General features: G+C 69.0%; 22 protein-coding genes and 1 tRNA gene. 13 read left to right on the top strand and 10 right to left on the bottom strand.

The genetic code is table 11. From position 1 onward, the window contains the following. Window positions 1–213: 213 nt before the first annotated feature. Window positions 214–290, bottom strand: a tRNA-Ile gene (locus tag ACQ5SP_RS05160). Between the two features lie 110 nt (window positions 291–400). Between ACQ5SP_RS05160 and purM the strand changes: the two genes are divergently transcribed. Further along, the gene (gene purM / locus ACQ5SP_RS05155; RefSeq protein WP_430937117.1) at window positions 401–1,447 is read left to right on the top strand and encodes a phosphoribosylformylglycinamidine cyclo-ligase; all 1,047 of its coding nucleotides are present in this window, start codon (window positions 401–403) and stop codon (window positions 1,445–1,447) included. A 5-nt stretch (window positions 1,448–1,452) separates the two neighbouring features. Continuing rightward, window positions 1,453–2,043, top strand: coding sequence for a phosphoribosylglycinamide formyltransferase (purN, locus tag ACQ5SP_RS05150; protein ID WP_430937115.1), 591 nt, complete (start codon window positions 1,453–1,455; stop codon window positions 2,041–2,043). Between the two features lie 70 nt (window positions 2,044–2,113). Here purN and ndk read toward each other — a convergent pair whose 3' ends face one another. Further along, window positions 2,114–2,536: a nucleoside-diphosphate kinase gene (gene ndk / locus ACQ5SP_RS05145; RefSeq protein ID WP_430937113.1), complete on the bottom strand. Its 423-nt coding sequence runs from the start codon at window positions 2,534–2,536 to the stop codon at window positions 2,114–2,116. A 141-nt stretch (window positions 2,537–2,677) separates the two neighbouring features. On the opposite strand from ndk, the gene ACQ5SP_RS05140 reads away from it, so the two are divergent. The 4 genes from ACQ5SP_RS05140 to ACQ5SP_RS05125 all read left to right on the top strand — a co-directional run bounded on the left by ACQ5SP_RS05140 (window position 2,678) and on the right by ACQ5SP_RS05125 (window position 6,227). Next, complete coding sequence (locus ACQ5SP_RS05140) at window positions 2,678–4,537, top strand: ATP-binding cassette domain-containing protein (RefSeq protein WP_430937111.1); 1,860 nt, start codon at window positions 2,678–2,680, stop codon at window positions 4,535–4,537. After that, entirely contained in the window at window positions 4,538–5,161 is a 624-nt protein-coding gene (locus tag ACQ5SP_RS05135; RefSeq protein ID WP_430937109.1) for a MarC family protein, read from the top strand. 47 nt (window positions 5,162–5,208) lie between these two features. Next, on the top strand, window positions 5,209–5,790 hold the full coding sequence (locus ACQ5SP_RS05130) for a retropepsin-like aspartic protease family protein (protein ID WP_430937107.1): 582 nt from the start codon (window positions 5,209–5,211) through the stop codon (window positions 5,788–5,790). Window positions 5,791–6,002: 212 nt separating this feature from the next. Continuing rightward, window positions 6,003–6,227: a helix-turn-helix domain-containing protein gene (locus ACQ5SP_RS05125; RefSeq protein ID WP_430937105.1), complete on the top strand. Its 225-nt coding sequence runs from the start codon at window positions 6,003–6,005 to the stop codon at window positions 6,225–6,227. A 6-nt stretch (window positions 6,228–6,233) separates the two neighbouring features. Here the strand turns inward: ACQ5SP_RS05125 and ACQ5SP_RS05120 are convergent, their stop codons facing one another. Further along, window positions 6,234–6,872 carry a response regulator transcription factor gene (locus tag ACQ5SP_RS05120; RefSeq protein ID WP_430937103.1) on the bottom strand — a complete coding sequence of 213 codons (639 nt, stop codon included), beginning with the start codon at window positions 6,870–6,872 and terminating at the stop codon, window positions 6,234–6,236. Between the two features lie 443 nt (window positions 6,873–7,315). Here ACQ5SP_RS05120 and ACQ5SP_RS05115 point away from each other — a divergent pair, with 443 nt between their 5' ends. Then, window positions 7,316–8,284, top strand: a complete 969-nt coding sequence (locus ACQ5SP_RS05115) for a porin (RefSeq protein ID WP_430937101.1) — start codon at window positions 7,316–7,318, stop codon at window positions 8,282–8,284. Window positions 8,285–8,353: 69 nt separating this feature from the next. Here ACQ5SP_RS05115 and ACQ5SP_RS05110 read toward each other — a convergent pair whose 3' ends face one another. After that, a complete protein-coding gene (locus ACQ5SP_RS05110) occupies window positions 8,354–8,818 on the bottom strand; it encodes a DNA polymerase III subunit chi (RefSeq protein WP_430937099.1) in 465 nt (154 codons plus the stop codon). After that, window positions 8,818–10,290, bottom strand: a complete 1,473-nt coding sequence (locus ACQ5SP_RS05105; RefSeq protein WP_430937097.1) for a leucyl aminopeptidase — start codon at window positions 10,288–10,290, stop codon at window positions 8,818–8,820. Before ACQ5SP_RS05105 ends, ACQ5SP_RS05110 begins: the two co-directional genes overlap by 1 nt. A 136-nt stretch (window positions 10,291–10,426) precedes the next feature. Between ACQ5SP_RS05105 and lptF the strand changes: the two genes are divergently transcribed. Genes lptF through rsmA form a run of 6 tightly spaced genes read left to right on the top strand, consistent with a single transcriptional unit; the run spans window position 10,427 to window position 17,846 of the window. Beyond that, on the top strand, window positions 10,427–11,566 hold the full coding sequence (lptF, locus tag ACQ5SP_RS05100; protein WP_430937095.1) for an LPS export ABC transporter permease LptF: 1,140 nt from the start codon (window positions 10,427–10,429) through the stop codon (window positions 11,564–11,566). Then, a complete protein-coding gene (gene lptG, locus ACQ5SP_RS05095) occupies window positions 11,563–12,663 on the top strand; it encodes an LPS export ABC transporter permease LptG (RefSeq protein ID WP_430937093.1) in 1,101 nt (366 codons plus the stop codon). The genes lptF and lptG overlap by 4 nt, the downstream gene beginning before the upstream one ends. Beyond that, a complete protein-coding gene (locus tag ACQ5SP_RS05090; RefSeq protein WP_430937091.1) occupies window positions 12,664–14,793 on the top strand; it encodes an LPS-assembly protein LptD in 2,130 nt (709 codons plus the stop codon). 22 nt (window positions 14,794–14,815) lie between these two features. Next, entirely contained in the window at window positions 14,816–16,021 is a 1,206-nt protein-coding gene (locus ACQ5SP_RS05085) for a peptidylprolyl isomerase (protein WP_430937089.1), read from the top strand. Further along, window positions 16,018–17,004 (top strand): 4-hydroxythreonine-4-phosphate dehydrogenase PdxA, encoded by a 987-nt coding sequence (gene pdxA, locus ACQ5SP_RS05080; protein ID WP_430937087.1) that lies wholly within the window; start codon window positions 16,018–16,020, stop codon window positions 17,002–17,004. The genes ACQ5SP_RS05085 and pdxA overlap by 4 nt, the downstream gene beginning before the upstream one ends. Continuing rightward, entirely contained in the window at window positions 17,001–17,846 is an 846-nt protein-coding gene (gene rsmA / locus ACQ5SP_RS05075) for a 16S rRNA (adenine(1518)-N(6)/adenine(1519)-N(6))-dimethyltransferase RsmA (RefSeq protein ID WP_430937085.1), read from the top strand. Before pdxA ends, rsmA begins: the two co-directional genes overlap by 4 nt. 43 nt (window positions 17,847–17,889) lie before the next feature. Here rsmA and ACQ5SP_RS05070 read toward each other — a convergent pair whose 3' ends face one another. The 5 genes from ACQ5SP_RS05070 to ispG all read right to left on the bottom strand — a co-directional run bounded on the left by ACQ5SP_RS05070 (window position 17,890) and on the right by ispG (window position 22,224). After that, complete coding sequence (locus tag ACQ5SP_RS05070) at window positions 17,890–18,453, bottom strand: DUF4167 domain-containing protein (RefSeq protein ID WP_430937083.1); 564 nt, start codon at window positions 18,451–18,453, stop codon at window positions 17,890–17,892. Window positions 18,454–18,651: 198 nt separating this feature from the next. After that, complete coding sequence (gene prmC, locus ACQ5SP_RS05065) at window positions 18,652–19,515, bottom strand: peptide chain release factor N(5)-glutamine methyltransferase (RefSeq protein WP_430937081.1); 864 nt, start codon at window positions 19,513–19,515, stop codon at window positions 18,652–18,654. After that, window positions 19,512–20,570: a peptide chain release factor 1 gene (gene prfA, locus ACQ5SP_RS05060; protein ID WP_430937079.1), complete on the bottom strand. Its 1,059-nt coding sequence runs from the start codon at window positions 20,568–20,570 to the stop codon at window positions 19,512–19,514. Before prfA ends, prmC begins: the two co-directional genes overlap by 4 nt. A 57-nt stretch (window positions 20,571–20,627) precedes the next feature. Beyond that, complete coding sequence (locus ACQ5SP_RS05055; protein ID WP_430937077.1) at window positions 20,628–21,083, bottom strand: DUF1499 domain-containing protein; 456 nt, start codon at window positions 21,081–21,083, stop codon at window positions 20,628–20,630. 10 nt (window positions 21,084–21,093) lie between these two features. Then, window positions 21,094–22,224 (bottom strand): flavodoxin-dependent (E)-4-hydroxy-3-methylbut-2-enyl-diphosphate synthase, encoded by a 1,131-nt coding sequence (gene ispG / locus ACQ5SP_RS05050; protein WP_430937075.1) that lies wholly within the window; start codon window positions 22,222–22,224, stop codon window positions 21,094–21,096. Window positions 22,225–22,251: the final 27 nt, after the last annotated feature.

Here is a 22,251-nt window from a genome sequence, read left to right as displayed (position 1 = left end):
GCGTGCCGGACCGCTCAGAGGATGACCGGAAAGACCGGCAACAATCAAGCGCCTGAAGCCCGTGCTCCGAAAGTGCCGGACCGGTCTCGCGGCGCGTGCCGGGTGCGCGACGGATCGCGGCGCCTTCCCGGGCCTGTCCGGGCCGTCAGCCGGGACGTGCCGCGCAAGCGATGCCCCGGCGGGGCAAGACCGTCATCGACCGGGCAGGATACCTGGTAGGCCCGGAGGGACTCGAACCCCCAACCAAAGCGTTATGAGCGCTCTGCTCTAACCAATTGAGCTACAGGCCCGCCTCGGGCTTGATTACGCGCGGCCGCGGGGCCGGTCAAGCGGGGGGAATCGGTTCCCTCCGCGGACGGATTGGGCTAGAGCGTGGCCAACCGAAGCCGGGGGACGAGGCATGACGCGGAAGAATGGGCTGACCTACGCCGAGGCAGGCGTGGATATCGACGCGGGCAACGCGCTGGTGGACCGGATCAAGCCGGCCGCCGCGGCCACGAAACGCCCCGGGGTTATGGATGCGCTCGGCGGTTTCGGGGCGCTCTTCGATCTCAAGGCGGCCGGCTACAGCGACCCGGTGCTGGTGGCCGCCACGGACGGCGTCGGCACCAAGCTGCGGATCGCCATCGACACAGGCCGGATGGATACGGTCGGCATCGACCTTGTCGCGATGTGCGTCAACGACCTCGTCTGCCAGGGGGCCGAGCCGCTGTTCTTCCTCGACTATTTCGCGACCGGCAAGCTCGATCTCGACGGCGCGGCCGCCGTGATCGAGGGCATCGCCGAGGGTTGCCGGCAGGCGGGCGCGGCGCTGATCGGCGGCGAAACCGCCGAGATGCCCGGCATGTATGCCGCCGGCGATTTCGATCTCGCCGGTTTCGCCGTCGGCGCGATGGAACGGGGCACCGCCCTGCCCGACGGGGTCGCAGAGGGCGACGTCTTGCTGGGGCTGGCCTCGGACGGGGTGCATTCCAACGGCTATTCGCTGGTGCGCCGGGTGGTCGAACGCTCGGGGCTCGGGTGGGACGCCCCCTGCCCCTGGGCGCCCGAGACGACGCTGGGCGCGGCGCTGCTCGCGCCGACGCGGATCTATGTTCGCCAGGTTCTCGCGGCCCGTGCGGCGGGCGGGCTTCGCGGGCTTGCCCATATCACGGGCGGCGGGCTGACCGAGAACCTGCCACGCGTCCTGCCGGACGGGCTGGGGGCCGGGATCGACCTGTCGGCCTGGGCGCTGCCGCCGGTCTTCGACTGGCTGGCGCGCGAGGGCGGGCTTGACCAGGCGGAGCTGCTCAAGACCTTCAACGCTGGGATCGGCATGGTCGCCGTGGTCGCCGCGGACAGCGCCGACGCGGTCGCGGACCGGCTGCGGGCCGCGGGCGAGACGGTCTACACCCTTGGCCGCGTCACCGAGGGCGCGGGCGTCACCTATACCGGGCGACTGGTCTGAGCCTCGTGAAACGCGTCGCGATCCTCATTTCCGGCTCGGGGTCGAACATGGTGGCGCTGGCGCGCTCGATGACCGGCGACCACCCGGCGCGGCCGGTGCTGGTGCTGTCGAACCGCCCGGGGGCCGGCGGGCTTGCCCGGGCCGAGGCGATGGGCATCCCGACCGCGGTCGTCGATCATCGCCCCCATGGCAAGGATCGCGCCGCGTTCGAGGCGGCCCTGGACGCGGCCCTCGACGCGGCAAGGCCCGACATCATCTGCCTGGCGGGGTTCATGCGCATCCTGACGCCGGAGTTCACGCGGCGCTGGCAGGGGCGGATGCTGAACATCCATCCCTCGCTCCTGCCGAAATACCGCGGGCTCGACACCCATGCCCGCGCGCTTGCCGCCGGCGACACCGAGCATGGCTGCACCGTGCACGAGGTGACCGCCGAACTCGACGACGGTCCGATCCTCGGCCGGGCGCGGGTGCCGGTGGAACCCGGCGACACGCCCGAGACGCTGGCCGACCGCGTGCTGGCGATGGAACACCTGCTCTACCCGGCGGTGCTGCGCCGCTTCGCCGAAGGCGACCGGACCCCGGTGCTGCTGGGCTGAGCCGCCCGGCCCCGACGGAAAAGGGGCCGCCCCGCAGGACGGCCCCCGATCCCGCGCGGCGGCGCGATGGTCAGCCGACGATCTCGAGTTCCGAGAAGAAGAAGGCGATCTCCTGCTTGGCGGTCTCCTCGGCGTCGGAGCCGTGGACGGAGTTTTCGCCGATCGACAGGGCGTATTCCTTGCGGATGGTGCCGTCGGCGGCCTCGGCCGGGTTGGTGGCGCCCATGACATCGCGGTTCATGGCGATGGCGTTCTCGCCTTCGAGCACCTGCACCACGACCGGGGCCGAGCACATGAACTCGCACAGCTCGTCGTAGAACGGACGCTCCTTGTGGACGGCGTAGAAGGCGCCGGCCTGGTCCCTCGAGAGGCGGATGCGCTTCTGCGCGACGATGCGCAGGCCCGCCTCCTCGAACTTGGCATTGATGGCGCCGGTCAGGTTGCGGTTGGTGGCATCCGGCTTGATGATCGACAGGGTGCGTTGGGTCGCCATGGTGAGAGCCCTCTTCTTGCAGGAAAGGCGGGCCCGGCCCGCCATGTCATGTTCGGCGGTCCCGTAGCATGGGGACCGGGGCTTGAAAAGCCGCTTTGGCCGGCGATTGACAGGCCCGCGGCGCTCGGGCACATGGCGGGCATGCTGCGCATCTCGGATATCTCCTACGCCGTCGAGGGCAAACCGCTCTTCGAGCGGGCCTCCGCCACGATCCCGACAGGCCACAAGGTCGGGCTGGTCGGGCCGAACGGGGCCGGCAAGACCACGCTCTTCCGGCTGATCCGGGGCGAACTGACGCTCGAGGGCGGCGAGATCACCCTGCCCGCCCGCGCCCGTATCGGCGGCGTCGCGCAGGAGGTGCCGGCCGGCCCGGAAAGCCTGCTCGACACCGTCCTGGCCGCCGATACCGAGCGCGCCGCGCTGCTGGCCGAGGCCGAGACCGCCACCGACCCCGCCCGCATCGCCGAGGTGCAGACGCGGCTGGCCGACATCGACGCCTGGTCCGCCGAGGGCCGCGCGGCGGCGATCCTGTCGGGGCTCGGCTTCGACCCGGCCGACCAGCGGCGCCCCTGCGCCGACTTCTCGGGCGGCTGGCGGATGCGCGTGGCGCTGGCCGCTGTGCTGTTCGCCGCACCGGACCTGCTGCTGCTGGACGAGCCCACGAACTACCTCGATCTCGAGGGGGCGCTCTGGCTCGAGACCTATCTCGCCCGGTATCCCCACACCGTGCTCGTGATCTCGCATGACCGCGAATTGCTGAACCGCGCCGTCGGCGCGATCCTGCATCTCGAGGAGCGGCGGCTCACGCTTTACCAGGGCCCCTACGACCAGTTCGACCGCCAGCGCCGCGAGGCCGCCGCGCAGGCGGAAGCCCAGGCCAAGAAGCAGGAGGCGCAGCGCAAGCATCTGCAAAGCTTCGTCGACCGGTTCCGTGCGAAGGCCTCCAAGGCAAGGCAGGCGCAGGCCCGCATCAAGATGCTCGAGAAGATGGAACCGGTGGCGGAGTTGCGGACCGGGCGCAGCATTTCCTTCGGCTTTCCCGCGCCCGAACCGCTGTCGCCGCCCATCCTCGCGCTCGACGCCGGGGCGGTGGGCTATGACGGCAAGCCGGTCCTGCGGCGGCTCTCGCTCCGGATCGACCAGGACGACCGCATCGCGCTACTGGGCAAGAACGGCGAAGGCAAATCCACCCTCTCCAAGCTGCTGGCCGGCAAGCTCGCGCTGCTGGACGGCAAGATGACCCGCGCGGCCAAGCTGCGGGTCGGCTATTTCGCCCAGCACCAGATCGAGGAGTTGACCCCGGCCGAAACGCCGCTGCAGCACCTGCAGCGCCCCCTGCCCGACCAGCCGCCGGCCAAGCTGCGCGCGCGGCTCGCGGGCTTCGGGCTGGGCGCCGACCAGGCGGACACCCCGGTCGAGAAACTCTCGGGGGGGCAGAAGGCGCGGCTTTCCCTGTTGTTGGCGACGCTGGACGCGCCGCACCTGCTGATCCTGGACGAGCCAACCAACCACCTCGACATCGAGAGCCGCGCCGCGCTGGTGCAGGCGCTGGCCGGGTTCGAGGGGGCGGTAATCCTCGTCAGCCACGATTTCCACCTGCTGAGCCACGCGGCCGACCGGCTCTGGCGCGTGCAGGACGGGGGGGTGCACGTCTTCGACGGCACGCTCGAGGAGTATCGCCGCGACCTGCTGTCCACGAAGCCGGCCGAGACGGCGTCCGGGGCCGCCAAGCCGGCCCCCGCCAGGCCAAGGCCGGCCGGCCGCGACAGGATCAAGGCGCTGCGCGACGAGGTGCGCAAATGCGAGGCCCGCGTCCAGAAACTGGAAGACATGCGCGCCAGGCTCGACGCCAAGCTCGCCGAACCCGCGCTCTACGCGCCGGGGATGGCCGGCGAGGCCGAAAAGTGGCAGAAAAAGCGGGCCGAGGTGGCGGAGGGGCTCGACCTTGCAGAGGCGCTCTGGCTCAAGGCGCAGGAGAAACTGGACGCGGCGGAGGGATAGATGGAGATCGGCGCGGCGATCACCGCCTTCGTGGCCCTGTTCGTCATCATCGACCCGGTGGGTCTGACGCCGGTCTTCGTGGCGCTCACCCGCGGGCAATCGACGGCGGAACGCCGGGGGATCGCCCTGCGGGCCTGCGCCATCGCGGTGGGGCTGCTGACGATCTTCGGCCTGCTGGGCGAGGCGGTGCTGGATTTCATCGGCATCTCGATGCCCGCCTTCCGGATTTCCGGCGGGATCCTGCTCTTCATCACGGCCCTCGACATGCTGTTCGAACGCCGCACCCAGCGCCGCGAGGGCCAGTCGATCGGCCCCGAGGAGGATCCGTCGGTCTTTCCGCTGGCGATGCCGCTGATCGCGGGGCCCGGCGCCATGGCGACGATGATCCTGCTGGCCGGCCAGGCCGGCGGCGACCCGCTTTACCTTTTGATGGTGCATCTGGTGATGCTCGCCGTCGTCGCGCTGGTCTTCGGGCTGTTCCTGACGGCCGGCCCGTTCGAGCGCGCGCTCGGGCATACCGGTGTCATCGTCGTGACACGCCTGCTGGGCATGCTGCTCGCGGCGCTTTCGGTGCAGTTCGTCCTCGACGGGCTCAGGGATTTCGGTGTCGTGAACGGCGGGTGAGCGGCGCCCTCTCCCATTCCGTGACGGCTTGGCCTAAGGTGAACGGCATGGATCACGAGCTCTTGCCACGCCTGCTCTACCTGCTTCTGCTCGGCGGCGCCGTCGCCGGGTGGCTGTTGATGCAGAACCGCCGGCGGCTCGGGCAGATGGCGCAGCAGGCGGCGATCTGGACCTTCATCTTCATCGGGGCGATCGTTGCCGTGGGGCTCTGGGACGATGTGCGCCGCGCCGCGGGCCCGCCGCGCGCCACGGTGCTCGACGACGGCCGGATCGAGCTGCCCCGCGCGCTGGACGGGCATTTCTACCTGACGGCCGAGGTCAACGGCGCCCCGCTGCGCTTCATGATCGACACCGGCGCGACCAGCATCGTCCTGAGCGGCGCCGATGCGCGCGCCGCGGGGATCGACACCGGGGCGCTCTCCTATTACGGCGAGGCCTACACCGCGAACGGGCCCGTGCGCACCGCGCGGGTGGAACTCGACCGGCTGGCGGTGGGGGGCGTGACGGATCGCGGCGTCACGGCCTGGGTCAACAGCGGCGACATGGACACCTCGCTGCTGGGCATGACCTATCTCGACCGTTTCGCGCGGATCGAGATCACCAGCGACCGGATGCTGCTGGCCCGGTAACCGGGCCGGCTGCCGCCCACAGGCTTCCCGGGAAAACCCGCCATGGCGGCATGCAAAACTTCTCGGGAAAATCTTTTCGGGTTTTCAGATATGGAAAGATACGCAGAGCGTAACCTTTCTGGAGACGAAAACAAAAGCACAGATTGATTGGAAAACGCGTCGTCCCATACTGGACGCGTGTGTTGTGTCAAGAGTGCTGGGTGTTTCGTGCCATGCTGATCGATCCGAGGACCGTTCGCGAATGCCGGGAAGAACTTGGGCTTTCGCAAAAAGAGTTTTCCCGCCTTCTGGGCTATTCCCATTACAACCGCATCAGTGCCATCGAGAACGGCAAGGAGTCGATCTCGAAGGCGGCGGTCCGGTTGCTCAACGCGTATATGGACGGGTACCGGCCGCCGGACTGGCCGAACGCCAGCGGCGCGGTCTACCGGCGCTAGCGCCCGTCACTCGGCCTGGGCCAGGCCCAGCCGGATCGCCTGCAGCGCGATCTGCGTCCGGTTATGGGCGCGCAGCTTGCTGCTGAGCGACCGGATATGCATCTTCACGGTGGATTCCGACATCTGCAGGTCGGCGGCGATCAGCTTGTTGGACTGCCCCGCCGCCACGCGCGCCAGCACGTCCATCTCGGTGGGGGTGATGTCGCGCAGCGGGCGGTCCTTCTCGGACTGGAGCAGCACGTCCTCGGGAATGTAGACGCCGCCGGACAGGATCAGCCGCACCGCCTGCACGAAGGTGTCGGGCCGGATGCTCTTGGGAAGATACCCGCGAAAGCCCAGCTCCACGATGCGGCGGACGAAGGCCAGCGTCAGGTTCGAGGACAGCAGCGCGACCGGCACGCCCTCCGCCGCGGCGAGAAAGCCGGACAGCTGTGCAAGGCTTGCGGGCCGCGGCGTGCGGTAATCCAGGATCACCAGGTTGACCGGATCCGGCCCGCGCAGGATATCCCTGCCCGCCGTGATGTCGGCGGCGCAGGTCACGTCGCATCCGGATTGGTCCAGCAAGGTCGCGAGCAGGTCGCGCAAAAGCTGGTCGTCATCGATCAAAAGGACATGGGGGCGGCCGAAGGCGCTGGAATCTTCCATCTTGAACTCACACTCGATACTGGCGTCACACGCGACTGATACACCGCCCAAGCGTAGCGCCCCGGCGCCCGTTCCGGCAACAAAAAAGCCCGCTGACAGTTGTCAGCGGGCAGCACCTTTGAATGCGAGTCCGGTTGAGCGACATCGCGCACCTATTATCATACTGCAAAAATTTAGAAACAACCTGACTGTTTTATATTTCCAAGGATGCAGTTTTCTAAAAAGCCTTACTCAGATCATTTTTTTGATACTAAACTTTCGTTTGATACATTCAGAAATTTTTTTCAGGCATCACTAGTTTCGTTTTGATGTAGCGGCAAAGTTTCATTCCAGGTTTCTCATTTGTAAACACCTCGATCGCGGTTGAGCGTTTTTACCGGACAGGTCATCAAAGCCCCACCTGAACCTTACAGGTGACAACAAACCTGAAACGAGGACATACGATGAAAAAGTTTCTGCTTACCTCCTCCGCGCTCGTCGCCTCGGCGGGTGTCGCCGCGGCCGACGTCTCGATCTCCGGCTCGGCCGAGATGGGGATCTTCGGCGGCACGCATGACCACGCCCAGTTCCACCAGACCCTGGACGTGACCTTCTCGATGAGCGGCACGACCGACAACGGTCTCGAGTTCGGCGCCAGCATCGATCTCGACGAATCGGATGGCTCTGGCTCCTTTGCCGACGGCGACACCGAAGGTAGCGCAGGCGCCTTTGACGCTGCGGACGACGGCGGTGCGACCGTCTTCATCCGCGGCGGCTGGGGCACCCTGACCATGGGCGACACCGACGGCGCCGCCGACTGGGCAACGAGCGAAGCCGGCGGCATCGGCAACCCGGGCACGCTGGCCGATGACGAAACCAGCCACAGCGGCGCGCTCAACAACGCGCTCGACGGCGAGTATGACGGCCAGATCCTGCGCTACGACTACACCGCCGGCAGCTTCGGCGTCGCCGTTTCGGCCGAGATGGACGACGACGACGATCTCGATCCCGGTTTCGCCGTCGGGGCCATGTACAGCATGGACATCGGCACAGCCTCGGTCGGCTTTGGCCTTGGTTATCAGACCGTTGCGGTCGACGCCACCAATGACGCCAACTGGATCGGTGGCACCGTGACCGCAAGTCTTGCCGGCGGTCTGGAACTCGGTGTGCAACTCTCGCAGTACGACGATGATCGTGCCGGTGAAGACTGGGATCACATCGGCGTCGGCGCCGGCTATACCGTCAATGCGATCTCGCTGCACGCCAACTACGGCGAGTACGACAACGAAACCGGCGCGGATGTCAGCGGCTACGGCCTGGCCGCAGCCTACGACCTGGGCGGCGACGCCTCGCTCACCCTGGGCTACGGCCAGTCCGACGACGGCACCGACACGTCCGACAGCTGGTCCTTCGGCCTGAGCATGTCGTTCTGATACCGGGTCAGACCTGGAAACGCGGGAAGAGCGGGCTTCGGCCCGCTCTTTTCATGTCCGCGCCCCGCCTCAGCAGTTCTTCGACGCCTTCTCGGCCCAGCGCCCGCTCTCCTGGCTCCAGTAGCGGGCGGGCAGCCCTGCCCCGGTCAGCCGGGTCCATTGCGTGCGGGCCTGCACCACGGCCGATTCGTCGTTGCCGTCGAAGACCACGCAGACACGGGTGAAACCGCCGGCTTCCTCCGGCGTGATCTCGGCGCCGTCGATGGAGATCAGCATCTCCGCCCCGTTCGGCACATCGGCGGCGGTGGTCAGCAGCACCGGCTGGTCGGCCTCGAACCCGTCGCCGGCCAGCCCGTGCGGCAGGAAGCCGTCCTCGGGGTGACGCCAGAGCCGCTCGTCCAGGTGCCGCAGCCGGTCCGGCGCCGTGCCGCGCACCGCCACGCGCCAGCCGGCGGCGCGGGATTTCTCCAGCAGCATCGGCAGCGTGTCCTCGAGCGGGCTGCGCGTCAGGTGATAGAAATAGGCCTCGGCCATCAGGCCTCGAACCGGTCGCGCACCAGCCGGTCGAGCGCGCGCACCCCCCAGCCGGTCGCGCCCGCGGGCGCGAAAGCCGTCTCTTCCTTCACCAGCGCCACGCCGGCGATGTCGAGATGGATCCAGGGCGTGCCGTCCTCGACGAAGCGCTGCAGGAACTGCGCCGCGGTGATCGAACCCGCGGTGCGCCCGCCCACGTTCTTCATGTCGGCGATCCGGCTCTTCAAAAGCTTGTCGTAGGCGTCGCCCAGCGGCATCCGCCAGGCGCCTTCGCCCTCGGCCGCGGCCGCCTTGAGGAAATCGCCGCAGACCGCGTCGTCATTGGAAAAGACGCCGGCGTTCTCGTGGCCCAGCCCGATGATGATCGCGCCGGTCAGCGTGGCCAGGTCGATCATCGCCGCCGGCTCGAAGTGCTTTTGCGCGTACCACATCACGTCGGCCAGCACGAGCCGGCCCTCGGCGTCGGTGTTGATGACCTCGATCGTGTCGCCCTTCATCGAGGTGACGACGTCGCCCGGGCGCTGCGCCCGGCCCGAGGGCATGTTTTCCACCAGCCCGACGAGGCCGACCACGTTGGCCGCGGCCTTGCGCCGGGCCAGCGTGCGCATCACGCCGGCCACGACGCCCGCGCCCCCCATGTCCATGGTCATGTCTTCCATGCCGCCCGCGGGCTTGATCGAGATGCCGCCGGTGTCGAAGACGACGCCCTTGCCCACCAGCGCCAGCGGGGCGGCGTCGCCACCGCCCTTCCATTCCATGACGACCATCTTCGAGGGGCTGTCCGAGCCGTGGCCGACGCCCAGCAGCGCCCCCATGCCGAGCGCCTCCATGTCCGATTCCTCGAGCACCTGCACCTCGAGCCCGAGATCGCGCATCTCCGCGAGTCGCGCGGCGAACTCGGTGGTGGTCAGCACGTTCGACGGCTCGCTGACAAGGTCGCGGGTGAAGAACACGCCCTCGGCCGCGGCGGCGCGCGGGGCCCAGGCCTCGGCCGCCGCCTCGGGGCGCGAGACCATCATCGCGACCGCGCCCGGGGTGTCCCGCGCCTCGTCGCCGGTCATGTGGGCGCGGAAGGCATAGGCCCGCAGCACGAGCCCGAAGGCGATCTCGTCCGGGCGGGCGGTGGTGCCGGCCAGCACCAGCAGATCGCCCTTGCCCATGGCACGGGCGAGCGCCGCGCCCGCGGCGCGGGCTGTGGCGGCATCGGGCCGGCGGTCCAGCTTGACCGCGACCACCGCCTCGGCCGCGAGGCCGGCGGGCCAGGACAGCACCTCGGCCTCGCCGGGTTTCATCTTTTCGAAGCGCGGGCTTTCGGCCAGCCGCACCAGCGCCCCCTTCATCAGCCGGTTCACCCGCCGCGCGCCCTGGTCCAGCTTGCCGTCGGGGGTGATGAAGACCGCCACGCGGCCCGCCTGCCCGGCGATCCGGTCGGCGTCATAGGCGATGAAATCGACGGCGGCGGGGATGGTCATGGGCAGGCTCCTGTGCGGGTTTTGCGAACGTGCCCCATAGGTAGCGCCCAGCCGCCGCCTTGGCCAGATGGGTCTGTCGCCCCTCGCCCAATTGGGTTAGTGTCCGGCCCAGTCAGGCCAGGGGGGATCAGACCGGGTGTCGAGAATCGACAGATATGTCCTGTCGCAGCTCATCACGCTGTTCGGGGTCTTCTCGCTGATCCTGATCTCGATCTACTGGGTGAACCGCGCGATCAGTCTCTTCGACTGGCTGATCGCGGACGGCCAGTCGGCCTGGGTCTTCCTCGAGGTCGTGGCGCTTTCGCTGCCCTACGTCATGCAGCTCGTGCTGCCGGTCTCGGCCTTCGCGGCGGCGGTCTACGTGACCAACAGGCTCTCGGCGGAGAGCGAACGCGTCGTGATCGAGGCCGCCGGGATCGGCGGTTTCCGGCTGCTCCGGCCCTATCTCGTCTTCGGGCTGATCGTCGCGGTCCTCGTCGGCATGCTCGCGCATTTCCTGGTGCCGGTCAGCCGGGCCGAGCTCGACGCGAAACGGTCGGAGATCTCGCGTGACGTGGCCGCGCGGCTGATCGTGGAGGGCAAGTTCCTCAATCCATCGGCCGGCGTCACCTTCTACATCCGCGAGATCACCGCGGCCGGAGAGCTGCGCAACGTCTTCCTGCACGAGACCGACGCGACCGGCCGCACCACCACCTACACCGCCGAGCGCGCCTATATCGTCAACGACGACCCCGCGCCGAAGCTGGTCATGTTCGACGGGCTGCTGCAGACCGTCTCGGACCCGGCGCAGCGGCTGTCGACGGTCTCCTTCGACGATCTGACCTATGACATGGACGATTTCCTGGCCGGGGACAGCGCGCCGCGGATCGGGGTGCGCGAGCTTGGCACGCACCGTCTGGTCCAGCCCTCGGACGAGTTGCTGCGCGCCACAGGCGCCAGCGCGGCCGATTTTCGCCTCGAGGCGCACCGCCGCATGTCCCAGACGCTGGCGCCGGTCATCTACAGCGGGGTCGCGCTGGCCGCGCTGATGCTGGGGGGTTTCAGCCGTTTCGGGCTCTGGCGCCAGATCGCGCTGGCCATCGGGCTGGTGATCGTTCTCTGGGGCATCGGCAGCCGGGCCGAGGATCTCCTGCGCGCGCAGCCCGAATACTGGGGCGGGCTCTACCTGCAGTTCGCGGCGGGCGTCGCGACGATCGCGGCCCTGCTCTGGCTCGCGCGGACGCCGGCGCTGTTCCGAAGGCGGCGCGCGGCGCCGGACAGCGAGGTGCCGGCATGATCCTGCATCTCTATTTCGCCCGGAAGTTCCTGAAGAGCTTTCTCGGCGTCTTCGCCGTCTTCTTCGCACTGCATGTGCTGATCGACATGGTCGAGCATCTGCGCAGTTACGACAGCGACATGGTCGGGCTGGCGGAAGCGTTCTGGCTGGCCGCGCTGAACGCGCCCGCCAATCTGTACCGCATCCTGCCCCTGATCGTGATCCTGGCGACGATCACCTTGTTCCTGAACCTTGCGCGCACCAGCGAGCTGGTGGTCACGCGCGCCTCGGGCCGCTCGGCGATGCGGAGCGTCGTCTCGCCGGCGCTGACGGCTTTCCTGATCGGTGCGGCCGGGGTCGCGGCGCTGAACCCGATCGTGGCGGCCACCTCGCAGCAGTTCGATACGCTTTCGGCGCGCTATTCGCGCGGCGTGGAAAGCGTGCTCTCGATCAGCCGCGAGGGGCTGTGGCTGCGCCAGGGCAGCGCCGAGGGGCAGACGGTGATCCACGCGACCCGGGCCAATCTCGACGGCACGCAGCTGACCGAGGTGACGTTCTTCGGCTTCGACACCGGGGGCGCCGCGCGCTTCCGGATCGAGGCCGACGAGGCGACGCTGGAACCGGGGGCCTGGGTGCTGGGCCCCGGCAAACGCTGGACGCTCGGCGATGGCAGCGGCAATCCCGAGCGCGACGCCCAGAGCTTCGCGCAATTCCGGCTGGCCTCGGACCTGACGCGCGAGCAGATCCGCGACAGCTTCGGCGAGCCGTCCTCGGTCCCGATCTGGGAATTGCCGAATTTCATCCGGCAGCTGGAGAATGCGGGTTTCTCGGCCACGCAGCACAAGGTGTTCCTGCAAATGGAACTGGCCAACCCCCTGCTTCTGGCGGCCATGGTCCTGGTCGCGGCCGGTTTCACCATGCGCCATACCCGTTTCGGGCGCACCGGGCTGATGGTCATGTTCGCGCTGCTGTCCGGGATCACGATTTTTTTCTTGAGAAACTTCGCACAAGTTCTTGGTGAAAATAACGAAATTCCGGTCTTCATCGCGGCGTGGAGCCCACCGCTGGCGGCGCTTTTCCTCTCGCTCGGGCTGCTCTTGCACCTGGAGGACGGCTAGATGGCGGCGCTGCGCAGCCTGCTGGCCGCGGCACTGCTGGCGCTTGCGCCGGCCGTGACCGCGACGGCACAGGACGTGCCGGCCACCCTGGTCGCGGACCGGGTGGATTTCGACGCCGAGCGACAGCGCCTTGTCGCGGCGGGCGATGTCGAGTTCCTCTACCAGGGCGCGCGGCTGACGGCCGCACGGGTCGTCTATGACGGCGAGACCGACCGGATCAGCCTGGAGGGGCCGCTCACCCTCGACGACGGCGCGGGGGTGGTGATCGTCAGCGAGATGGCGGAGCTTTCCACCGATCTGCAGAACGGGATCCTGACGGGCGCGCGGATGGTCCTGCAACGCCGCCTGCAGATGGCCGCGGCCGAGATCCGGCGCGTGGACGGACGCTACACGCAGCTGGACCGAACGGTCGCCTCGACCTGCCGGATCTGTCCCGGGTCCGAGACCCCGATCTGGCAGATCCGCGCGGCGCGGATCACCCATGACCAGCAGGAACGCCAACTCTATTTCGAAAATGCCTGGTTCGATCTCTACGGGGTGCCCATCGCCTACCTGCCCCGGCTGCGCCTGCCCGACCCGACCGTCGCGCGCGCGACCGGCTTCCTGGTGCCGGAATTCCGGACGACGGACATTCTGGGCTCCGGCGTGAAAATCCCCTATTTCATCACCCTCGGCGATCATGCCGACCTGACCTTCAGCCCGTACCTGACGACGACATCCTCCACCACGCTCGAGGCCGATTACCGCCACCGCTTCGTCAAAGGCGAACTCGACTTCTCGGCGGCGCTGACCACGGACGAGCTGACCGACGATCCGCTCCGCGGCTATTTCTTCGCAGATGGCCGGTTCGATCTCGGGCGCGGCTTCACCGGCGTTTTCGATATCGAGCTGACCTCCGATCCGGGTTACCTGCTCGAATACGGCTATTCCGACAAGGATCGCCTGGACAGCGCCTTCCGCCTGACCCGGACGCGGCCGGACGACCATATCGCCGCCGAGATCATCGGCTACCAGTCGCTGCGCGAGAGCGAATCGAACGAGACCATCCCGATCGCCGTGGGCCGCGTGGTTCAGAGCCGGCGCTTCACGCCGGGCTGGATCGGCGGCCAGGCCGAACTGACCTTCGCGGCCGAGGGATATTTCCGCCAATCCGACGACGATGGTGACGCGGGGCGCGACGCGCTGCGCACGACGGCAGCCGCCGACTGGCGGCGCAACTGGACGCTGGCCAACGGCATGGTCGTCTCGGCCATCGGCGGGGCGCGGGCCGATCTCTACACGATCCGCCATGACAGCGCCTACGACGCAACGGAGACCCGGCTGACGCCGCTCGCCGCCGTGGAATTGCGCTGGCCGTGGCTCAGGCAGCAGGGCGGCGTCGCCCATGTGATCGAACCCGTCGCCCAGCTGGTCTGGAGCCCCGAGGAAGACGACCCGCCCCCGAACGAGGACAGCCGGCTGGTAGAGTTCGACGAGACCAACCTCTTCGCCGTCTCGCGCTTTCCGGGCGCCGACCGGCAGGAGGGCGGCTTACGCGCGAATCTGGGACTGACCTACACGCGCCACGACCCCGATGGCTGGTCGCTGGACCTGGCCTTCGGTCGGGTGATCCGCGCCGAGGATCCCGGGCAGTTCACCGACGCCTCCGGCCTCGCCGGCCGGGAATCGGACTGGGTCTCGGCCCTGCGCCTGTCGCTGGCCCCCGATTTCACGGTGACCAACCGCGCGGTCTTCGGCGACGACCTGTCGCTCGCCAAGGCCGAGGTCAGGCTGGCCTGGAAAACCGAACGCCTGGGCCTGGAGACGAGCTATGTCTGGCTCGAAGAGGATCCCCTGGAGGAGATGACCGACGATGTCTCCGAATGGGCGCTGGACGCGGAATACCAGTTGCAGCGCCATTGGCATGCCAGCATCGACTGGCGCTACGATACCGTTGCCAGCGAACCCACCCGCGCCGGCGTCGGACTGATATACGAGAATGAATGCATCGCTGTTGACCTTTCCCTCTCGCGCCGGTTCACTTCCTCCACTAATGTGAAGGCGTCGACGGATATCGGTCTCGCCGTTTCCCTCAACGGGTTCGGTGACCGTGGCGGCCGAGAGCCGGCCATGCGCCGATGCAGTGGATAACGAGCAGAACGGACCCTGCCCGATGACAAGACTTGCCTTTCTGACCGCCCTTGTCGCGCTCCTGCTGCCGGGGCTCGCCCCGGCCCAGGAAAGCCCCTTTTCCCCCGCGATCAAGGTCAACGGCCAGGCCGTGACCTATTTCGAGCTGGAACAGCGCCAGCGTTTTCTCGAGGTGCTGCGCACCCCCGGCGATCACGTCGAACAGGCCCGTAACGCGCTGGTCTCGGACCGGCTGCGCGAACAGGCCGCCGAACGCGGCGGGATCACCGTGACCGAGGAGGAACTGCGCGAGGGCCTCACGGAATTCGCGGGCCGAGCCAATCTCACGCCGGATGAATTCGTCGCCGCCCTGGCCGAAGAGGGCGTCGCCGCCGAAACATACCGCGATTTCGTGCGCTCGGGGCTGCTCTGGCGCAAGCTGGTGCAGCGCCGGTTCACGGCCCGCATCAACATTTCCGACGCCGACGTGGACCGGGCGCTCGCCCAGGCGCAGGGCCGCGAGGGGGTATCGCTCCTGCTTTCCGAACTCGTGCTGCCGATCACGCCGGAGCTCGAGGAAGAGAACATGGACCTGATCTCGCGCCTGTCCGACGAGATCCGCGGCGCCGAGGCCTTTGCCCGCGCCGCGCGCGACTACTCGGTCTCGCAGAGCGCCCTGCGCGGCGGCCGGCTCGACGCGCTGCCGATCGGCAACCTGCCGCCGCAACTGGTCGACATGCTTCTGACCATGCGGCCCGGCGAGGTCACGCCGCCGGTGCAGATCCCGAACGCGGTGGCGATCTTCCTCATGCGCGGCATCAGCGACGCGATGCCGGCCTATCCGCGGCTGGTCTCCGCCGACTATCTGCAGGTGCGGTTCGCCCCCGGCGACGAGGGCCGCGCCGCGGCCGCGGCGCTCGACGGGCGGATCGACAGCTGCGATGACTTCTACGATATCGCGGGCAATTTCGCAGACGCCAGCTGGACCCGCGTCAAGGATCAGCCGGCCGCGGAAATCCCGCGCGACATCGCGCTTGCGCTGGCCGGCCTCGACGCCGGCGAGAGCGTCACCGCCCCGGCGCCGGGCACCGAGCAGCTGCGTTTCCTCAAGCTCTGCGATCGCAGCGTCGCCATGCCCGAAGATGGGCGCGAGCAGATGCGCCAGCGGCTGCGCAACGCGCGGCTCTCGGCCTATGCCGACAGCTACCTCGAAGAGCTGCGCAACGACGCCATCATCGTCGAGCAATGACCGGCCCCGTCGCGCTTACCTGCGGCGAGCCGGCCGGGGTCGGGCTCGAGATCGCGGCGCGCGCCTGGACGGTTCTGCGGGACAGCCTGCCCTTCTTCCTGATCGCTGACCGCGCTCATGCCCGCGCGGTCGCGGGCCCCGTGCCGCTGGTGGAAATCGACGATCCCGGCGCCGCCGCGGTGGCGGCCGCCGAGGGCCTGCCGCTGCTGCATCATGACTTTCCGGCACCGGCGGCGCCGGGCCGGCCGGACCCGGCCAACGCCGCCGCCGTGATCGACGTGATCGCCCGGGCCGTGGGGCTGGTGCAGGCCGGGCGCGCCGCGGCCCTGACGACCGGGCCCATCCACAAGAAAGCGCTGAAGGACGGCGCCGGCTTTGCCTTCCCGGGCCATACCGAATACCTGGCCGATCTCGCGGGCGGACATCGCCCGGTGATGATGCTGGCCGCGCCCGAGCTGCGCGTAGTGCCGGTGACCATCCACATCCCGCTCTCCGAGGTTCCCGGTGCGCTGAAGCCGGACCTGCTGCGCGAGACGATAGAGATCACCCACGCCGCGCTGCGGCTCGATTTCGGCCTGGCGCGGCCCCGGATCGCGGTGGCCGGGCTCAACCCCCATGCCGGCGAGGGCGGCGCGATGGGGCGCGAGGAAATCGAGGTGATCGCCCCGGTGCTCGAGACCCTGCGCGGTCGGGGAGTGGAGATTGCCGGGCCGCTCTCGGCGGATACGATGTTCCACCCGGCGGCACGGGCGCGCTACGACGTGGCGATCTGCATGTATCACGACCAGGCCCTGATACCGGTCAAGACGGTGGATTTCGCAGGCGGGGTGAACGTGACGCTGGGCCTGCCCTTCATCCGCACCTCGCCCGATCACGGCACCGCCTTCGACATCGCCGGGACCGGCCGCGCCGACGCCACCAGCCTGGTCGCGGCGCTGCGGATGGCCGGGGACATGGCGCAGGCCCGCGGCACCGCCGCATGAGCGCCATCGACCAGCTGCCCCCCCTGCGGGCCGTGATCGCCGCACACGGGCTTTCGGCGCGCAAGGCGCTGGGACAGAACTTCCTTCTGGACCTGAACCTGACGGCCAAGATCGCGCGGCAGGCGGGCGATCTGACCCGGGCGGACATCCTCGAGATCGGCCCGGGACCCGGCGGTCTGACGCGCGGACTGCTGGCCGAGGGCGCGCGCAGGGTTCTGGCCGTCGAGAAGGACGCGCGCTGCCTGCCCGCGCTGGACGAGATCGCCGCGGCCTATCCCGGCCGGCTCGAGGTGATCCACGGCGACGCGCTGGAGATCGACCCGTTGGCGCATCTGTCCCCGCCGATCAAGGTGGTGGCCAACCTGCCTTACAATGTCGGCACGGAACTTCTGGTGCGCTGGCTGACGCCGCCCGACTGGCCGCCCTTCTGGGACAGCCTGACGCTGATGTTCCAGCGCGAGGTGGCCGAGCGGATCGTGGCCCGGCCCGGCTCGAAGGCCTATGGGCGGCTGGCGATCCTCGCGCAGTGGCGCGCGGAGGCGCGCATCGTCATGGACCTGCCGCCGGAGGCCTTCACCCCGCCGCCCAAGGTGCGATCGGCGGTGGTGCAACTGACGGCGCGGCAGGCGCCGCTTTACCCGGCCGATCCCGCTATCCTGTCACGGGTGGTCGCCGCGGCCTTCAACCAGCGCCGCAAGATGCTTCGCGCAAGCCTCAGGGGGCTGGCGCCGGATATCGAGGCGCGGCTCGAGGCCGTCGGCATCGCGCCAACGGACCGGGCCGAACGGGTGTCGCTCGAGAAATTCTGCGCCTTGGCCCGCAACATCGCCGGGGACGGCTGAGCGGCGGGCGGGCCGCCGCGGCGCGACGCGCCGACCCGTCGGGTTACTCGGCCGCCTTGGCTTCGGACGCGCCGCCCTCGTCGCCGCCCTGGGCCTTCTTGCGGCCGCCACCGCGCCGCTTGGCGGGGGTGTTTTCGGGCGTTTCAACGAGATTGGTGTCCGCCTCGCTGTCCATGTCGACCACGTCGCCGCCACCTTGGCCGGCTTTCTGGCCGTCGCCCTCGCCGTCGCCGCGTGCAGGCTTGTCGCCCTGGCCCTGGTCGCCCGGCTTCTGGCCGCGCTCGTCACGCTCGCCGCCGCGGTCGTCGCCGCGGGAGTCGCGCTTGCGATCCTGGGCTTCCTGCTGCTCGCGCTTGGCGTCCGCATCGCGCTGAGCATCGCCCAGCATGCGGGCATAATGCTCGGCGTGCTGCTGGAAATTCTCGGCCGCGACGCGGTCGTTTGCCAGCGTCGCATCGCGTGCGAGCGCCGTGTACTTGTCGATGATCTGTTGCGGTGTGCCGCGCACCTTGCCTTCGGGGCCGGAACTGTCGAACACCCGATTGACGATGTTGCCGACGGAACGCCTGTTACCCTTGGCGCGCGAACGTGACTTCGATGATCTCATATTGCTTGTTTTCCAGCCTTCTGGGGATGCGCCCGGGCGTTTTCGCTGTTGGTTATCGCCGCCTTGCGGTCGATGATGCCCTGCGCTTGTTTTTTCGGCTTACCCGCGGGGGAGCCGAACCCGGCTCCGTCACCCGCGCTTAGCACTAAACATGCCGGATCGCCGAAAACAAGCGAAAACCGACGCTGCCGCGTGCATTTATCCGCCCGCCGTTGCAGGCGGACGCCTCTGTGCCATCAGATGGAGGGTCCGGTCGCGCCCGTCAAGGTCGCGGTGGACCGCGCGGCAGGACAGGCCCGCCGCCGCAAAGAGCGCGGCGACCGCCGCTTCCTGGGTCGGACCGATCTCGACCAGCACGCTGCCGCCGGGCGCCAGACGCGCCTGAACCCCCGCGGCGATAGCCCGGTAGGCATCGAGCCCATCACCACCGGGGCTGAGGGCCGCGGCCGGTTCCCATTCGCGGACCTCGGGCGCGAGGTCGGGCATCTCCGCGGCCGCAATATAGGGCGGGTTCGCCACGACCAAATCGAAACGGCCGTCGATCCCGTTGCACCAATCGGCACGGCGGAAGGCCGCGCGCGTCTCCAGGCCCAGCGCGCGCGCATTGGTCCGCGCGACCGCCAGGGCCGCCTCGGAAATGTCGGTGCCGAGGCCCTGGGCCGCGGGTCTCTCGGCGAGCAGCGTCAGCAGGATGCAGCCCGACCCGGTGCCGAGATCCAGCACCCGTTCGAAGGGCAGCTCGAGCGCCGCCGCGATCAGGGTTTCCGTCTCGGGGCGCGGATCGAGAACATCCGCCGTCACCGCGAAATCGCGGCCCCAGAAGACGCGGCGCCCGACGATCTGCGCGACCGGCTCGCGTCCCGCGCGCCGCGCGACGGCGGTCTCGAAGCGGGTCAGCGCCTCGGGTTCGACCGGTTCCCCGAGCGCGAGCGTCAGCCGCGCGGGCGCCACCCCCAGCGCATGGGCCATGAGCCGACGGGCATCGCCGAGCGGCTCCGGCACGCCGGCGGCTCGCAGCCTGTCGGCCGCGGCCGCCAGGGCCGCCCGGGCCGGGACGGTCATGCGTCCAGCTCCGCCAGGCGCGCGGCCTGGTCGTCGGCGATCAGCGCGTCGATGATCTCGTCGAGATCTCCGGCCATCACCTGGTCCAGCTTGTAGAGCGTCAGCCCGATCCGGTGATCGGTCACGCGCCCCTGGGGGAAATTGTAGGTGCGGATCCGTTCGGACCGGTCGCCCGATCCGACCTGGCTCTTGCGGCTGGCCGCCCGTTCCGCATCGGCCTTCTGGCGTTCCATGTCGTAGAGCCGCGCACGCAGGACCTGCAGCGCGATGGCGCGGTTCTGGTGCTGGGATTTTTCCGACGAGGTCACGACCAAGCCGGTCGGAACATGGGTGATCCGCACCGCCGAGTCGGTGGTGTTGACGTGCTGCCCGCCCGCCCCGCTGGCGCGCATCGTGTCGATCCGAAGATCGTTAGGGTCGATCTCGATATCGACCTCCTCGGCCTCGGGCAGCACCGCCACCGTGGCCGCCGAGGTATGGATACGGCCACCCGATTCCGTCTCGGGGACGCGCTGCACCCGGTGCACGCCGCTCTCGTATTTCAGGCGGGCAAAGACCCCCTGCCCGCGGATATTCGCCACCACCTCGCGGTAGCCGCCGATCTCGGTGGCGGATTCCTCCACCACCTCGAGCCGCCAGCCATGCGACTCGGCATAGCGCTGGTACATGCGCAGGAGATCGGCCGCGAAGAGCGCGGCCTCCTCGCCGCCGGTGCCGGCGCGGATCTCGATGATGGCCGGGCGCGCATCGGCCGTGTCCTTCGGCAGCAGTGCCAGCCGCACGGCCTGCTCGAGATCCGGCAGCCGCGCCCGAAGGCTTTCGAGTTCCTCGGCCGCGAGATCCCGCATTTCAGGGTCGTCCAGCATCGCCTCGGCCGCCTCGATATCCGCCAGGGTCCGGCGATAGGCGTCGATCTCGGCCACGACGGGTTTAAGCTCGGCGTATTCCCGCGACAGCGCGGCGATCTCGGCGGCGGACGCGCCGCCCTCGGCCATCTTCGCCTCGAGAAACTCGAAGCGGCCGCGGATCTGTTCCAGTTTTTCGATGGGCACCATGGGCCGGGTTTCTCCGATCGCGGCGGGGCCGTCAAGCGCGGCCGCCGCCTGCCGGCGCTAGCGCGCCAGCGCCGCGAGCCAGCGGTCGACGCGGGCGGCGTTCACGCCCATGTCCGAGTGGCCGAAGCGCGACCGCGACCAGATCGCCAGCGTCGCGGCGTCGTCCCCCCGGGGCAGCACGCGGACCGTCACGTAATCCGGGAAACCGATCCAGCGGCTGCGCTGGACATAGGTCATCATGCCGGTCTCCGGGCTGCCGGCCAGGCGGGACGTGCGCGGCCGGCCGGCCGCCATGTCGTCGACCCGGCGCGCCAGCTCGCTGGCCGAGAGATCGAAGACCGGCGCCTGCCGGTCGCCCCCCTCGGGCAGGACGAACACCTCGTTGGGCCTGCCCGTGCCGGTCGCGTCCAGCGGGTCGACATGCCAGGTGCCGGGTGCGCTGGGTGCCAGGCGCACCCAGCCCAGCAGGCCGATGCCCAGCAGGACCGCAACGCCCAGGATCGTCAGGGACATCCGCAAGCGCCTATTCCGCGGCCGGGCGCGCCGCGTTGCCCTCCTCGATCTCGGCGGCGCGTTTCTCGACCTGCTCGACGATGTGGTCGATCATCTGGTCGTTCGACATCTTGTGGCTCTGCTTGCCGGCGAGGTAGACCATGCCCGACCCGGCGCCGCCGCCGGTAAAGCCCACATCCGTCATCAGCGCCTCGCCGGGGCCGTTCACCACGCAGCCGATGATCGACAGGCTCATCGGGGTCTTGATGTGGGACAGCCGGTCCTCGAGCCGCTCGACGGTCTTGATCACGTCGAAGCCCTGCCGCGCGCAGGACGGGCAGGAGATGATGTTCACGCCCCGATGCCGGAGCCCGAGCGATTTCAGGATCTCGTAGCCGACCTTGACCTCCTCGACCGGATCGGCCGAGAGGCTGACGCGCACCGTGTCGCCGATCCCCATCCAGAGCAGGTTGCCAAGCCCGATCGCGGATTTGATCGTGCCGCCGGTGAGCCCGCCCGCCTCGGTGATGCCGAGATGCAGCGGCGCGTCCGTCGCCTCGGCCAGGCCCATATAGGCCGCGGCCGACAGGAACACGTCGCTGGCCTTCACGCTGATCTTGAACTCGTGGAAGTCGTTGTCCTCGAGGATCCGGATATGCTCCAGCCCGCTCTCGATCATCGCCTCGGGACAGGGTTCGCGGTATTTTTCCAGCAGATGCTTTTCGAGGCTGCCGGCGTTGACCCCGATGCGGATCGAGCAGCCGTGATCCTTGGCCGCGCGGATGACCTCGCGCACGCGGCTTTCATCGCCGATATTGCCGGGATTGATCCGGAGGCAGGCCGCGCCGGCCTCGGCGGCCTCGATGGCGCGCTTGTAGTGGAAATGGATGTCCGCGACGATGGGCACCGGGCTCTCGGCGACGATCTCCTTCAGCGCGCGGGCGCTGTCGGCGTCGGGGGTGGAGATGCGCACGATATCGGCGCCGGCCTCGGCGCAGCGCTGGACCTGTTCGATGGTGGCGCGCACGTCGGTGGTGGGGGTGTTGGTCATGGTCTGCACGGTGATCGGCGCATCGCCGCCCACCGGGACCGGCCCCACATGGATCTGCCGTGACTTGCGGCGATGGATGCTGCGCCAGGGGCGCACGTCGTTCACGCTCATCTCGTCCTCGGGTGTCTGTCTACCGGT

The organism is Rhodovulum sp. YNF3179, assembly GCF_050586465.1.
Classification (GTDB): Bacteria; Pseudomonadota; Alphaproteobacteria; order Rhodobacterales; family Rhodobacteraceae; genus CAJXYS01.
The sequence above is the reverse complement of the archived record's forward strand: the minus strand, read 5'-3'. Positions and strand labels throughout refer to the sequence as shown.